3 protein-coding genes are annotated in these 15,330 nt (G+C 65.5%); all 3 read right to left on the reverse strand.

Going from position 1 to position 15,330, the window contains the following annotated elements; all coding sequences use genetic code 11:
• Positions 1–615: 615 nt before the first annotated feature.
• Genes LOY69_RS20220 through LOY69_RS20230 form a run of 3 tightly spaced genes read right to left on the reverse strand, consistent with a single transcriptional unit; the run spans position 616 to position 15,318 of the window.
• Positions 616–11,178 (reverse strand): non-ribosomal peptide synthetase, encoded by a 10,563-nt coding sequence (locus LOY69_RS20220; RefSeq protein WP_265073493.1) that lies wholly within the window; start codon positions 11,176–11,178, stop codon positions 616–618.
• Positions 11,178–14,249, reverse strand: coding sequence for a non-ribosomal peptide synthetase (locus tag LOY69_RS20225; protein WP_265073494.1), 3,072 nt, complete (start codon positions 14,247–14,249; stop codon positions 11,178–11,180). The genes LOY69_RS20220 and LOY69_RS20225 overlap by 1 nt, the downstream gene beginning before the upstream one ends.
• Before the next feature lie 10 nt (positions 14,250–14,259).
• Entirely contained in the window at positions 14,260–15,318 is a 1,059-nt protein-coding gene (locus LOY69_RS20230) for a TauD/TfdA family dioxygenase (RefSeq protein WP_102880138.1), read from the reverse strand.
• Between the last annotated feature and the right edge of the window lie 12 nt (positions 15,319–15,330).

The following is a 15,330-nucleotide window of genomic DNA, read 5'->3' on the forward strand; positions in this document are numbered from 1 at the left end:
GCGCCAGCATCGACCTGATGTCTCGCCCTCAGTCTTCGGCATACGCATTGGTATTGGATTTTCGTAGGAGCCGGCTTGCCGGCGAAGAGGCCCGCAAGTCATGCGTCGCCTGGGCGGACGCCTTCGCTGGCAAGCCAGCTCCTACACAAACGCACCCCACCCTTAGCTTCAGGCCGGCCGGCAGGCCGCCGTCACGCTCTTGATCTTGATCTGAACGCCCCGTTAACCACGATGGCCGAACGCAGGCATTGAGCCGTGGGTAACCCGGCAGGGATGCCGGGTTAGCCGCCACCCGGCCAAGGATGGCCGGTGGCGGCGGCCCACGGATCAATGCCTGCGTTCGGGCATGCCGAGCCTAGGCGAGGCACCGAGTGGAGGGGTAAAGCCCTTTGGTTACTTTGGGGCCCCAAAGTGACTCGCCGTAAGGGCGAAACCGCCAGCCGCCGCACCCGCAGCAATGGATAAGCCCCCTAACCGCCAGCCACCACCCCCGCAGCAATGGATCTGCACTCCAACCCCCGCCGCAAAAGCCCAACCACCACCAGATTTCCCCAATCAAAAAAAAACGGGAGAACAGTCACCTGCCCTCCCGCCCTTCACTCCAATGTCCTATGCCTAAGCCCCCACCCGCACCTCCCGCTGAGACCGAGTCCCACCCAGCTGCGCCAACACCTGCGCCAGCGAGCGCGCCGGCGAACCATCTGCCAACACCCCAAGCAACTGCACCAGTTGCAGATTCACCCCCTGCACCGCCGCCTCGCTAAAGGCCTCAAGCCGATGGTCATAGTGGAACTGCAACTGCCCCTTGAGCTCGACATACAAGGTCAACGCCGAACTGGTCTGCTCGAAACTGTGCATGCTCTCCAGACGCAAATCACCGACATCACCACCGGCCGACGCCGCACTGACCGGATAGTTCTCGAACACGATCACCGTGTCGCTCAACTCCCCGCCCGGCAACCCGGCCCAGCGTTCGATATCGCTCAAGGCACTGTAGCCATGCTCACGCATCAGCAAGTTGCGTCCTTGCAGCGCTTGCAGCCAGTCACCCACGCTCTGCTCTGGCTCGATACGGGCCACCAGCGGCACATCGTTGATGTACATCCCCAACTGCTGCTCAATGCCCTTGAGCTGTGGCGGGCGTCCGGCGATGGTGGCGCCGCAGGCCACCGTCGACTGACCGCAATGCACATGCAGGAGCAACAGCCAGGCCGCCTGCACCAGGGTGTTGGCGGTGATCTTCTGCTGCCGGGCGAAACGAGTCAGTTGCTCGGTCTGGGCCTCGTCGAACTCGAAGTAATGCTGGCGATGCCCACCCCGCTGCCGATCACCCTGGGCCATCGCACAGGCACTGAGCAAGGTCGGCACCTTCAGTGGCTTGAGCTGTTCACGCCAGAAGCATTCGTCGGCCTGCTGGTCACGGGCCTGCAGCCAGGCAATGTAGTCATGGTAGCCAGCCGGTCGGTGACTGATGGCCTGCCCGGTGTAGGCCGCCAGCACATCGTTGAACAACTGGAACCCGCTCCAGCCGTCCAACAGGATGTGATGGTTGGTACAGATCAGCCGGTAGCGTCCCTCCCCCAGCTTGATCGCCTGCAGACGCAGCAACGGCGCCTGGGCCAGGTCGAAGCCCTTTAGCCGGTCAGCCAGGGCCAGACGCTCCAGCGCATCGCTGCTCAACACAGTGCCGTCGAGCTCCTGGAACGGCACCTCGACCTGCTTGTGGACCACCTGCAGCGGCTGCACCAGGGACCCGCCCCAGACAAAACGGCTGCGCAGGATCTCATGGGTATCCATGGCCTGCTGCCAGGCCTGACGCAGTCGCTGCGGGTCGACGCCTTGCACATCCATGCACATCTGGTTGACGAAATCCCCCGCCTCATGGTCCTGCAACTCATGCTGCAACAAGGCCTGCTGCATCGGCGCCAATGGGTAGATGTCCTCGATCTGCGCCGGCACCAGCGTCAGGGCGTCGAGCTGTTCCTGAGTCAGCCGCGCCAGCGGGAAGTCCGATGGCGTGACGCCGCCGCGGGCCTGGCAGCAATGCTCCACCAGTGCCTGCAGCGCCTGGATATAGTCCTGGGCCAGTGACTCGATCTGCGCACTGTCGAACATGCGCTGACTGAAGCTCCAGTCCAGGCGCAATTGACCGTCGTACACCTTGCCGCTGATGGACAGCCAGTTGCCCAGGGGCGCATCGATACTGGCATCCGCGCCATGGGCCTCGGGCGCCGGAATGAACAGCGCCTGAGGATCATCGAAACTGCCGTCGAACTGCCCCAGGTAGTTGAAGGTGACCCGAGGCTGGGCAAGCCCCTGCAACGCCTCGCGACTGGCGGTATCCCCCAGGTAACGCAGGGCACCGTAGCCGATCCCCTTGTTGGGGATCGCCCGCAGCTGTTCCTTGATCCGCTTGATCGAAGACTCGGCGCTATCCCCGGCGCTCAGGCGCACCGGGAACACCGAGGTGAACCAGCCCACGGTGCGGCTCAGGTCCAGGTCCTCGAAGAGTTGCTCACGCCCGTGGCCTTCCAGCTGGATCAGGGTCGAAGGCTGTCCGGTCCACTGCCCCATGACCTGGGCCAGGGCCGCCAGCAACAGGTCGTTGACCTGGGTCCGGTAGGCGGCCGGAGCGCGTTGCAGCAAGCGTTGGGTGGTCGCGGCATCGAGCTGGACCTGCACGCTGCCGGCGTCGCGGCTCAAGGCCTGGGTGCCGGGTTCAACCCCAGGCAACGATGCCTGTGCGCCCGCAAGTTGCGCGCGCCAGTAGGCCAGCTCGGCCTGGGCCTCGGGCCCATGGGCATACGCTTGCAGGCGTCGGCCAAAGGCCTGATAAGAACTGCTCTTGGCAGGCAACTGCAGCGCTTGCCCGGCCAGCGCCTGGGTGTAGGCACTTTGCAGGTCTTCGAACAGCAGGCGCCAGGACACGCCATCCACCACCAGGTGATGGGCCACCAGCAACAAGCGCTGAGTGGAGTCCGCCAGGGTCACCAACAGCGCCCGCAACAAAGGCCCGCGCTGCAGGTCGAGGCTGCACTGGACCTTCTCGCAGAGCTGCTCCAGCTCGGCGGCGTTGGCGGCTTCGGCCTGCCACAACAGGTCCGGACCGGGCCCGGACTGATCCAGCGAACCATGGCTGGCACTCCAGCCTGCGCTCCCCTGCTGGAACTGCAGACGCAATCCGTCGTGATGTTCAAGCAAGGCCCGCAAGCCCTGCTTCAGGGCCAGCGGGTTCAAGGGCGTGGCCGGAATCAGCAGCACCGACTGATTGAAATGGTGCCGCTGGGGAATCGGCTCGGCAAAGAACAGACGCTGGATCGGCAGCAGCGGCATGTCGCCGGTCACCGGTCCCTGGTCGATGTCGTCCTGCACCCCGCACTGCGCCACCGCCGCCAGCCCTCCGATGGTCTGTTGCTCGAACAGGTCCTTGGGGGTAAAGCGGATCGAGGCCTGACGCGCTCGACTGACCAACTGCAGGGAGATGATCGAGTCCCCACCCAGCTCGAAGAAGTTGTCGGTCAGACCGACCTGCGCCAGCTTCAGCACGTCCTGCCAGATCTGTGCAAGGCGCTTCTCCAGATCGCTGCGCGGTGCCACATAGGCGTGGCTGGCCTGGGCCATTTCCGGCATGGGCAGCGCCTTGCGATCCAGCTTGCCATTGGGCGACAGCGGCAAGCGTTCGAGGAACAGCCAATAGGACGGCACCATGTAATCGGGCAGGCAGGCCTTCAACGTCTGGCGCAGGGTTTCACGCAACCTTTCCTGGTCTTGCTCGTCCTCACGCGCGGTCGCGGCCGTCACCAGATAAGCCACCAGACGCCGGCCATGGGCGGTGTCCTGGGCCAGAACCACCGCCTCGCTGACCTGCTCATGGGCCATCAGCCGCGCTTCGATTTCACCCAGCTCGATGCGGAAGCCGCGGATCTTCACCTGGTTGTCGATACGCCCCAGGTACTCGAACACCCCGTCACTGCCCTGGCGCACCACGTCCCCGGTGCGATACAGACGTCCCCCCAAGGGGCTGTAGGGATCGGGAACAAAGCGCTCGGCGGTCTGGGCGAAACGCTTCAGGTAGCCTCGCGCCAAGCCATTGCCGCCGATGTACAGCTCTCCGGCGACCCCCACTGGCAAGGGATTGAGATCGGCATCCAGGACATAGGCGCTGCGCTCGCCGACGCAATGGCCGATGGGCGCATAAGCAGCCTTGCAAGGCTCACCGGCAGCGGTTTTCCACACCAGCGGCGTGACCACGGTTTCGGTGGGCCCGTAACCGTTGATCATGTACTGGGGACGCAACACCTGCTGGACCAGCTCGAAGCTGGCCTGAGGCATGGCATCGCCGCCAAAGCTGTAGAGGCGCATGGGCGGCGGATTGCCGACCCGCTGCACATGCTCCGCCAACTGATGCAGGTACGCCGGCGGGAAGCCGGCCATGGTCACGCCATGGCTGCGAATCGCTTCACAGGTCTGCTCCGGGGTCCACAGGCTGTCGTCACGCAGCAGCAGGCTGGCACCGCAGACAAAGGCGGTCAGCCAGCGTTCATGGGCGCCGTCGAAGGAAAACGACAGGAAGTGCAGTTCACAGTCATCGGGCGTCATGCCATAGCGTTCGCCGGTGGTGCGACAGTGCATCGCCAGCGGACCATGGGCCACGGTCACGCCCTTGGGCTGCCCGGTGGAGCCCGAGGTGTAGATCACATACGCCAGGCTCTCTGGCGCCACCGTCACCGCAGGCGCGGTCAGCGGATGCTGCCCGACCTCCAGGCGCGACAGATCGAGCACCGCCAGACCGGCGGCCGAAGGCAGGCGCTGCAACGACTCGCTGTCACTGAGCAACAGGGCCATGCCGGAATCCGCCATGAGGTAGGCCAGGCGGTCGGCTGGGTAGCTCAGGTCCAGCGGCACGAAGGCACCGCCGGCCTTGAGCACCGCCAGCAAGGCCACCAGCAGCCCCTCGCCCCGGGGCAGGGCCACGCCGACCCGGACCTCCTGGCCGACCCCGCGGGCCACCAGTTCATGGGCCAGGCGGTTGGCCCGGCGATCCAGTTCACCGTAAGTGAAGCGCTGCCCGGCAAACAGCACCGCCTGACGCTCCGGCCAGCGTTGTGCGAGGGCACCGATGCTCTCGTGTACCGCCGGCTCGATCCCCGGCGCGACGGGCGCTACGCATTGGCTCGCCGTCTCGGCCGGGGTCAGCAGCTCGATGGCGCCCAGTTGCAACTGGGGGTTATCAATCAGCTGCGCCAGCAGGTGCAGCAGATGGCCGTTGAGGCGCTCGATCACCGCCGCGCTGAAGGCCTCCCGGGCATAGCCGTAGCTGATGCTCAGGCGCTGCTCCAGCGCCACCGCCACCGACAACGGATAGTTGGTGCGTTCACGACTGTGCACGGCACCGAAGCGCACGCTGGAAGCCTCCTCCTGCTCCAGGGCCTGGGCCACCGGGTAGTTGTCGAAAACCAGCAGGGTATCGAACAGCGCTTCACCGCTGCTGCCGGCCCAGCGCTGGATATCGTTGAGCGGCGTATGTTCGTATTCGCGCAGTTGCAGATTGTGCGCCTGCACCTGTTGCAGCCACTGCGCCACGCTCATCTGCGCATCGGGGGTGGCGATCACCGGCAAGGTATTGATGAACAGACCGATCTGCTGCTCGATCCCCGGCAGCTCCGAAGGACGCCCCGCCACCGTCGCGCCAAAGGCCACGGTGCTCTGTCCGGTATAGCGCTGCAACAGCAGGAGCCAGGCCGCCTGCAACAGGGTGTTGGCGGTGATTTTCTGCTGCCGGGCGAAGGCCACCAGGCGCTCGGTCCACGGCTGGGTCCAATCATGGTGGAGCTCGCCATGGCCGGCATCCGCGCCCGGGTTCTCCAGGGCGATGCTGCCCGCCAGGCGGGTCGGGGTCGACAAACGCCCCAGTTGCTCGCGCCAGAAACTTTCACAGGCGCTCAGGTCCTGGCGTTGCAGCCACTGGATGTAGTCGCGATAACGCCCCGGAGCCTGTGGCGGCACCACCCCGGCGTAGCGTTGCAGGACCTCGCTCATCAACTGCGAACTGCTCCACCCATCCATCAGGATGTGGTGGTTGGTGTAGATCAGTTGGTAGTCCTGGGCCGTGGTCTGTACCAGGCACAGGCGCAACAGCGGTGCACGATCGAAATGCGCACACAGGCTGCGCTCTTCGCCGGCCAGCGCTTCAAGGGCCGGCTCGGTGGCCTGCCCGGCCGACCAGTCGAGCACCCGGAACGGCAGCGCCAGCTGACGCTGGACAATCTGCACCGGTTGCTCCAGCTCCGCTTGCCAGTGGAAAGAGGTACGCAGGATGTCATGGGCCTGCAGGGCATCTTCCCAGGCCCGGCGGAAACGCTGCGGGTCCAAGCCCTGCACCGACACCCGGACCTGATTGACGTAATCGTCGCTGGCCTGCTCGTAGAGGGTGTGGAACAGCATGCCCTGCTGCATCGGCGACAAGGGATACAGGTCGACGATGGTTCGTGGGGCCACCGGCAGCGCATCCAGCTGAGCCTGGTTCAACCCGGCCAGGGGGAAGTCCGACGGCGAGACACCAGCCGAGGTGTCCAGGGTGCAATGCTCGATCAGTGCCTGCAGTTCCAACAGGTAATCATCGGCCAGGCGCTGAACCGTCTGCGGCTTGAACAACTGATGGCTGAAGCTCCAGCTCAGGGACAGTTCGCCCCCATAGACCTGGCTGTTGACCGTCAACCAATTGCTCAGTGGCGCCTCGTGGTGACGTTCGTCACCGGCCGCTTCCGGCGCCGGAGCCAAAAGTGACTGCGAGTCGAAGCTCTGGTCGAACTGCCCCAGGTAGTTGAAGGTGATCCGCGGCTGCGCAAGCCCCTGCAGGCGTTCGCGGACCGCGTCCTGCCCCAGGTAACGCAACGCGCCATAACCCAGGCCATTGGCCGGGACCCGACGCAAGTCCTCCTTGACCGCCTTGATCGAATCCGAGAGTGACTGCGCCGGCGTCAGGCACAGCGGATAGAGACTGGTGAACCAGCCCACCGAACGCGACAGATCGACATCGGCAAACAGTTCCTCACGCCCGTGACCTTCCAACTGCACCAGCATTTGCGAATGCCCGGTCCAACGGCAGATCACCCGCGCCAGGGCGGCCAGCAACAGATCGTTGATCTGCGTGCGATAGGCCTTGGGGGCTTCCTGCAACAGCTGGCTGGTCAGCTCCCGAGGCAGCCGGGCATTGATCGCCGTGCCATGGCACGCCAGGTTCGCCCCGGCGGGATAGTCCAGGGGCAGGCCCTGGGGCGCCTGCTCCAGTTGCCGGCACCAGTAATCGAGTTCGTCGGTGTGCCCAAGGCGCTGCGCCCAGTCTTGCAGGTGCACGGCCCAATCCTGGAAAGCACTGGTCTTGGACGGCAGGACCGGCGCCGCACCCTCGGCCAACTGCCGATAAAGGCTTTGCAGGTCCTCCAGCAGAATCCGCCAGGACACGCCGTCCACCACCAGGTGATGGATGACCAGCAACAAACGCTGGCTGCCATCGTCCAGGTCCATCAGCACCGCGCGCAACAACGGTCCATGTTCCAGGTCAAGGCTGCTCTGGGCCTGTTGGCCCAGTGCCTGAATCGCTGCGGCATCCGCCACCCGCTGCCGCCAGAGGCTGACCGGCTCGGGATGCTCCTGGTGTTCGGCCTGCCAGAGGCCGGCGTGCTGCCGATACCTCAGGCGCAAGGCATCGTGCTGCACCAGCAGTTGGTTCAGGGTGCGCTCCAGCAGCGGCACCTGCAGCGGCTCGCGTGGGGTCAGCAGCAGCGACTGGTTCCAGTGCTGGCGCTGGGGAATGTCACTGGCAAAAAACACCTGCTGGATCGGCGTCAGCGGCATCGGGCCACGCACCGGCCCCTGATCGATGAGCAAGGCCGTGCCTTGCTTGGCCACCGCTGCCAGTTCAAGAATGCTCTGGCAGCGGAACACGTCCCGGGAGGAAATCTGCAAGCCCGCCTGGCGTGCCCGGCTGACCATCTGGATGGCAATGATCGAGTCGCCACCCAGTTCGAAGAAGTTGTCGTTGATACCGATCCGCGGCTGGTTCAAGACCTCCTGCCAGATATCCACCAGTGTCTGTTGCACGGGGTTCTGTGCCGCACGGTAGAGGTCCTGCGGACGGCCCTGCTCAGGGCGCGGCAGGGCCTGGCGATCGAGCTTGCCGTTGGGGCTCAGGGGCAGCGCCGGCAGCAACAGCAGGTGGCTGGGCACCTGATGGGCCGACAGCTGCGCATTCATGTGCTGCTTGAGCCCTTCCTTGCACTGATCCGGGTCGAGCCCGGGCTGGCACACCAGATAGGCCACCAACTGCTTGCCCTGGGGTCCATCCAGAGCCAGTACCGCACACTCGCGCACCCAGGGATGACTGTGCAGGCAGGCCTGGATCTCTCCCGGCTCGACCCGGAAGCCACGAATCTTGATCTGCTGGTCGATGCGCCCGCAGAACTCGATGCTGCCGTCGCGGCGGTAGCGCACCTGATCGCCGGTACGGTACAGACGGGCACCGCCCTGCGGGTCGAAAGGATCGGGGATGAAGCTGGCAGCGGTCAGCTCAGGACGCCGATGGTAATCACGGGCCAGTCCGGCACCGGCCAGATACAGTTCGCCCAGGCTGCCGACGGCGGCCGGCTGGCCTTCGCTGTCCAGCACATAGGCGCGGACATTGGCCAGTGGCCGGCCAAGGGGAATCGACGCGGCCTGGGACCAGTCGCCCTCCACGGCCTGGGTCAGCGCGCCCACGGTGCTTTCGGTCGGCCCGTAGTGGTTGACGATCCGGCACTGCGGCGCCAGGCGTTGTATGCGCTCAACCAGGCTCACCGGGCAGGCTTCGCCACCCAGCACCAGGCACTGACGTGGCAACACCGCGCCATTGTCCTCACCCAACAGCGCCGCCAGGTGCGAGGGGACAATTTTCAGCACATCGATCTGTTGCTGTTGCAGGTACTGGCCCAGGCCCGCACCGTCCACCGCCAGATCGGCGCTGATCACATGCAGCGCCTGGCCGCCGCACAGGGCACCGAACAGCACCGTGTGCCCAAGGTCCGCCGCCGGCGTGGACACCAGCGCCATGCTGCGGGCCGACGCCAGCGGCAGACGCTGATGAATGGCCGCCACGTAGTTGGCCAGGGCGCCGTGGCTGATGGTCACGCCCTTGGCCCGACCCGTGGAGCCGGACGTGAAGATCACATACGCCAGGTGCCCGGGAGCCGTCAGGGGTTCGAGGTTGTCGCCACTCAGGGCCTGGCGTGCCGGCGAATCCTCAAGGGGCTCGATACAGAGCCCGGGCAGATCGGCAAAACGCCCGATCAGCTGCTGTTGGGCCAGCAACTGGGTAATCCCGCTGTCCTCGATCATGCCGTTTAGGCGTTCCTGGGGGTATTCGGGGTCCAGAGGCACGTAAGCGCCGCCGGCCTTGAGCACCGCCAGCAGGCCCACGATCATCTCGATCGAGCGTTGCGCGGCAATGCCCACCAGCACATCCGGCCCCACGCCGCGCTCGCGCAGCTGACGCGCCAGGCGGTTGGCCTGCGTATTGAGCTGTTGATACGTCAGTTGCTGACCGGCGCAGACCACGGCCGGCGCATCGGGGCTGCGCAGCGCATGTGCCTCGACACAGGCCGGTACCGACAGGGGTGGACGCTCAAAGGCGCTGCCGAGGTTCCACTGCTCCAGTATCTGCGTGCGCTCTGCAGCATCGAGCATGGGCAGTTCGCCCAGGCGACGCTGCGGTTCGCGCACCACCGCCTGCAACAGGTTGTGCCAATGCCGGGCCATCTGCTCGATGGTCTGCGGGTCGAACAGGTCGCTGGCGTAGACCAGCGCCCCCTGCAGGCGCCCGCCTTCTTCATGAGTGTTGAAGGTCAGGTCGAAGCGCACGGATTCGCTGTCGCTGGCCAGGGCCTCGATCTTCAGCCCGGGAATCTCCACCCGCGCGCCTTCATTGTCCCCCGCCAGGTGGTTGTAGAGCACCTGGAACAATGGGCTCTGGTTCAAGCTGCGCTCAGGCTGCAGGGCATCGACCAGTTGCTCGAACGGCAGGTCCTGATGCGCCTGGGCCTCCAGCACCCGGGTCTTGACCTGGGCCAGCAAGGCACTGAATGACTGCTGCGGGTCGATCTCGGCCTGCAGCACCTGGGTGTTGACGAAAAAGCCGATCAGCCCCTCGACTTCGGCCCGCGTGCGGTTGGCCACCGGCGTGCCCACGCGAATGCTGCGGGCACCGCTGTAGCGCTGCAGCAGCGCCTGCAGGGACGCCAGCAGCACCATGAACAGGGTGCAGCCGGTACTCGCGGCCAGTTCGCGCACACCGCGGTCCAGGTCCTGATCGAAGACCATGGCGTGACGCCCGCCCCGGGCACTGCGCACCGGCGGGCGCGGCCGGTCCAGAGGCAGTTCCAGGGTCAAGGGTTCGCTGCCCAGGCGCTCGCGCCAGTACTGCAACTGCCGCTCGGCTTCACCGGCTTCCAGCCACAGGCGCTGCCAAACGGCGAAGTCGGCGTACTGCACCGCCAGCGGCGCCAGGTCCGGCGCGCGCTGGTATTGGCGCCAGTGCTCATAGGCGCTGGTCACCTCGCCCACCAGGATCGGCAGCGACCAGGCATCACTGATGATGTGATGGGTACAGAACAGCAGCACATGTTCCTGGGGCCCGAGTTTGATCAGGGTCGCCCGCAACAGCAGGTCGTGCTCCAGGTCGAAGGGGCGTTCGCCCTGCTCCGCCACCTGTTCGGCCACCTGCGGGCCGGCCTCCTCAAGGTGGCTGTAATCCAAGCGCTGCAGGAGGAACTCGCGCTGCGGATGAATCACCTGCATCACTTGCTGGCCGTGCAGGCTGAAGGTGCTGCGCAGCACCTCATGGCGGTCGATCAGGTACTGGATACTGCGTTGCAGATCGGCGTCCTGCAGGTCGCCCTGCAAGCGCAGCACCGCCAATTGGTTGTAGGCGCTGGAGGTCGGCTCCAGTTGCCAGAGAAACCACAGGCGCTGCTGGGCATAGGACGCGCACATCAGCGTCTGGTCCTGGCTGCGCCCAGGGATCGGCAACAGGTCCAGGGACAGCCCCTGCTCGATCATCTTGCGCTGCAAGGCGCTACGCTCCTGGGGGCTGAACGCGGCGAACCGCTTGGACAGCGCCAGCATGCGCTCGGGTAACGGATTCATCACTCCTGGGCCTCCGCAAACAGGGCTTCCAAGGCATCGACCTTGTCCCCTGTCACCCCGGAATCACGATGCAGCTCGACCTGTCGGGCCAGCAGCTCCACCGTTTCGCCCTCGAAGAACACCCGCAGCGGCAAGGACAGGTTGAGCTCGCTTTGCACCTTGGAGCGAATGCGCGTGGCCAGCAGTGAGTGGCCGCCCAGGGCAAAGAAGTTGTCATGCACACCGACCCGCTCCAGTTGCAGCGCCTCTTGCCAGATGGCGGCCAGGGTGGCCTCCAGCTCGTTGCGCGGCGCCACATAGGCGCTGCCTTGCAACTCCAGGGCGCTCAGGGCGTTCCGGTCCAGCTTGCCGTTGGGGGTCAGGGGGAAACGCTCCAGGACACTGAGGAACGACGGCACCATGTACTCGGGCAACTGCTCGCGCAGCTGGGCCAGCAGGGCCTGCTCCTGGGCCTCGCGGTCGTCGACCTGGGCCAGCACCACATAGGCCACCAACTGTTTGCCGGCCGCCGTGTCCCGGGCCACGACAGCGGCTTCGCGCACATTGGCAGCTTGCCCGAGCAGGCTCTCGATCTCGCCCAGCTCAATGCGAAAGCCACGGATCTTCAGCTGGAAGTCAATCCGGCCGAGGTAGTCCAGCGTGCCCTGGGGCAAGCTGCTGACCCGATCCCCGGTGCGATACAGACGCGCGCCGGGGGTGCTGGCGAACGGGTCAGGGAGGAAGCGGCTGGCAGTCAGGGCCGGACGCTTGAGGTAGCCACGGGCCAGGCCCGGACCGCCGATGAACAACTCGCCCTCGCGACCGATACCGGCCAGTTCGGCTTCTTCATCCAGCACCCGCAGGCGCGTACCGGCGATAGCGCCACCGATGGCCACCCGCTCATCCACAGGCGGCTGCTCCACCGCGAAGGCCGAACACCAGACCGCACTTTCCGAAGGGCCGTATTCATTGACCAGCAAGGTCTCGGGCAGCCGTTCCCGGTGCCGCAGGGCCAGCTCCACCGGACAGGCTTCGCCGGCCACGATCACACAGCGCAGTGATGGCTGCTGCAGGGCTTCGAGGATTTGCGCATAGAACGATGGCAGGGCCAGGAAGTGGGAAATCCGCTGCGCGTCGATGAGTTCGGCGACCTGCTGCGGGTCCTTGTGCTGCTCTTCGCTGGGCAGGTACAAGGTCGCGCCCTGGCTCAGGGTCCAGAAGATCCCCGCCACGGAGCTGTCGAAGGAGAACGAGGACAGCATCAGGAAACGGTCCAGGGGCGCCTGGTAGAACGCGCCGCGGGCCAGGGTCGAGGTGCTGGCATTGGTGTGGGACACCATCACGCCCTTGGGTTTGCCGGTGGAGCCCGAGGTGTAGATGACGTACGCCAGGTTATCGCCTGTGCTGCGGCTCGGCAGCGCTTGGGCGCTGCCGCTCAACAGCTGCGGGTCCAGGCTGATCTGGGGCAGCTCGGCCGGCAAGACGATGTCCGGGTGCAAGGGTTGCAGGCTGATCAGGCAGCGCACCGCTGCGTCCTCGAGCATGAAGGACAGGCGCTCGCTGGGATAGGCCGGGTCCAGCGGCAGGTAGGCGCCACCGGCCTTGAGAATCCCCAGCAGGGCCACCACGATTTCGATGGAACGCGCCCCATAGACCCCGACGATGGCATCGCTGGCAACCCCTTGCTGGCGCAAGGTGTGGGCCAGCTGATTGGCCTGACGGTCGAGCTCGGCGTAAGTGATTTCCCGGCCATCGACATGGATCGCGGCACGCTCGGGAAAGGCCCGGGCCGCCTCTTCGAACAGCTGGTGCAGCAGTGGTGCATCGGCGGCGCTCAGGTCCGTGCTGCGATCGAAATCCTGCAACAGGCGTTGCGCCTGATCAGCGCTGACCAACGGCAATTGCTCAAGGCTGAGACTGCTGTCCGCAGCGGCCGCTTTGAGCCACTGGGCGAATTGTTCGAGCCAGGCGGCTGGCAGGCCGTCGGGCAGCAGATGGGGCTGCCAGCTCAGTTGCAGCGACAGCTGGTCGGCCTCGGCCCGGGCCTGCAGGTGCAACTTCTCGAAGCACGCCTGATCGAGGAACAGCTCCTGCACCTCGGCGCCTTCGCTGTAGGAGCAACCCAGGTCCAGGGGACGGGGTTGCTCGGCGCCGAACGCTTCCAGCTCGTTCAGGCAATCCTGCCAGGAGCGGCTCAGGTCCAGCTGATGACGGAACGCCTGCAGGTTGTCCTGCAAGGTGGCTTGGGGCTGCAACGTGACGGCCACGGGCAGGCGCCGGCTGAAATGGCCCAGGGTCTGCTGCAACTGGTCGCTGCGACCGTCCACGGTCAGCGCCACCAACAGCGAGTCCTGCTGGCTCAGCCCGGCGAGGAAACCGGCCCAGAGGAACAGCAGGCTGTCCTCGACACTCAGCTCGGCCGCACTGGCCAATTGGCGCAATGCCGGTGCCAGATCGGTGTCCAGGCGGCATTCCTGCAACTGCGGCGTAAAGTCCAGGCGGCGCTCGAACGGCAGGCGCACGCCCGGCTGCTGTCCGGCATACAGAGTGCGCCAGAACTGCAGGCCTTCGCGACCGATCGCCTCCTCCCCCAGCTCGCTCTGCCAGGCGGCGTAATCGGCGTACTGCAGGCTGTCGAACGCTGGCAACTGCCCTCCCGCGCACAGTTGCTGCAGTTCGGTCATCAGCAATGCCAAAGACTGGCGGTCACAGCTGGCCAGGGCCACGCTGACCAGCAACTGGCGATCCAGCAGCGAGGCCACCAGGGGCACCTCGGTCAGGGCCAGGCGATCCTCGGCACGGGCCTGTTGCAGGCTGCGCCCCGTTTCCAGCGACAGGCGCAGGCGCACCTGGGGGGTGATTTCCTGCACCGGTTGCTTGAAGCCGGGCACCTGCCGGTAGCGGGTGCGCAGGATTTCGTGGCGCTGGCACACCTCGTTCAGTGCGGCCTCCAGCACAGCACGCTCGGGCGGCGTGTCGAAGGACAGGAGCGCCTGCGCCGCCAGCGGCTGGCCCAGGTACTGCTGCTGGGAAAGAATCGCGGCCTGCTGGGCCGAAATCTGAAACGTCTCTGCTGGGGAAAAGTCGGTCATGCTGATGTCCTTAACCAATGGCCACGTCGGTGCTTTTCAGCGGGACGGCCATGGCTGTGAGTATTTTGCGCGGGCCTGAATATTCGTTGCGGGCGTGCAGGGTGAGGATGTTGTCGAGCATCACGACGTCGCCCTTCTCCCAGGGAAACTCCACCATCACCTCGCGATAGAGCTGTTGCAGATGGGTGATGTAGTCATCGGGGATCGGGCTGCCATCGCCAAAGAAGGTGTTTTGCGGTAGGTCCTCGGGCGCGAACTCCGCCAGCAGGCTGTCGCGGATGCTCTCTGGCAGGGTCAGGGCATTGAAGAACGTCGCATGGTTGAACCACACGCTCTCGCCGGTACGCGGATGCCGGACCATGGCCGGGCCCTGTTGCCGGGTGCGCAGGCGGTTGCCGGATTTCCACTCAGGGGTCACGCCGATCTTCGCGCAATAGGCCTCGACCTCGGCGCGGTTGTCGGTCTGGAACACGGTCTGCCAGGGCAGCCCCATGCCGTCGCCATAGTTGCGCACATAGAGCACGCGCTTGTGTTGGAACTCTTCGCGCACCTGCGGATCGATCCGCGCCAGCAAATGCCGGGTGTCGCCAAATGGCGTCTCGCCGCCGGTGGTCGACGGCACGTCGCAGTAGAAATACAGGTGCAGCGGAAACACCGGGGAATAGGAGTGCTCGTTGTGGGGGAAGATCTTTTCCACGGCCGGGTAGTCGGTGGAGCTGTAGACATTGAGTTTCTTGGTGATCTGGGTCCGCGGCGAGGCCCGGAACAGGTACTCCAGGGCCCCACCGGAAATCGAATCGACGCACTGGTTGAATTCGGTGATGTCCTGCACCGCGAAGCCGCGGAACAACAACGTTGCGTGCCGGTCGAGCTTTTCCTGGAGCAGCTCGCGGTTTTCCCCGGCCCACTGCGCCAGCCCCACGCCAGGAACGTTCGGCGTACACAACAGGGGAATCGAGCTGTTCTCGAACAGCGGCGTAAACGTCACCAGGCTGGATTGGTCCAGGCTCAAGCTCTTGCGCCGTCCCTTGCCCAATGCCGGTATGGCTTGAGACTCGAATTTCGACATGACCCACCTCCG

The sequence above is a fragment of the Pseudomonas sp. B21-059 genome, from assembly GCF_026016285.1.
Lineage (GTDB): Bacteria > Pseudomonadota > Gammaproteobacteria > Pseudomonadales > Pseudomonadaceae > Aquipseudomonas > Aquipseudomonas danubii.

Coding starts and splice junctions, on each gene's coding strand:
- LOY69_RS20230 (WP_102880138.1), bottom strand. CDS start 15,318: ATGTCGAAATTCGAGTCTCAAGCCATACCGGCATTGGGCAAGGGACGG.
- LOY69_RS20220 (WP_265073493.1), bottom strand. CDS start 11,178: ATGAATCCGTTACCCGAGCGCATGCTGGCGCTGTCCAAGCGGTTCGCC.
- LOY69_RS20225 (WP_265073494.1), bottom strand. CDS start 14,249: ATGACCGACTTTTCCCCAGCAGAGACGTTTCAGATTTCGGCCCAGCAG.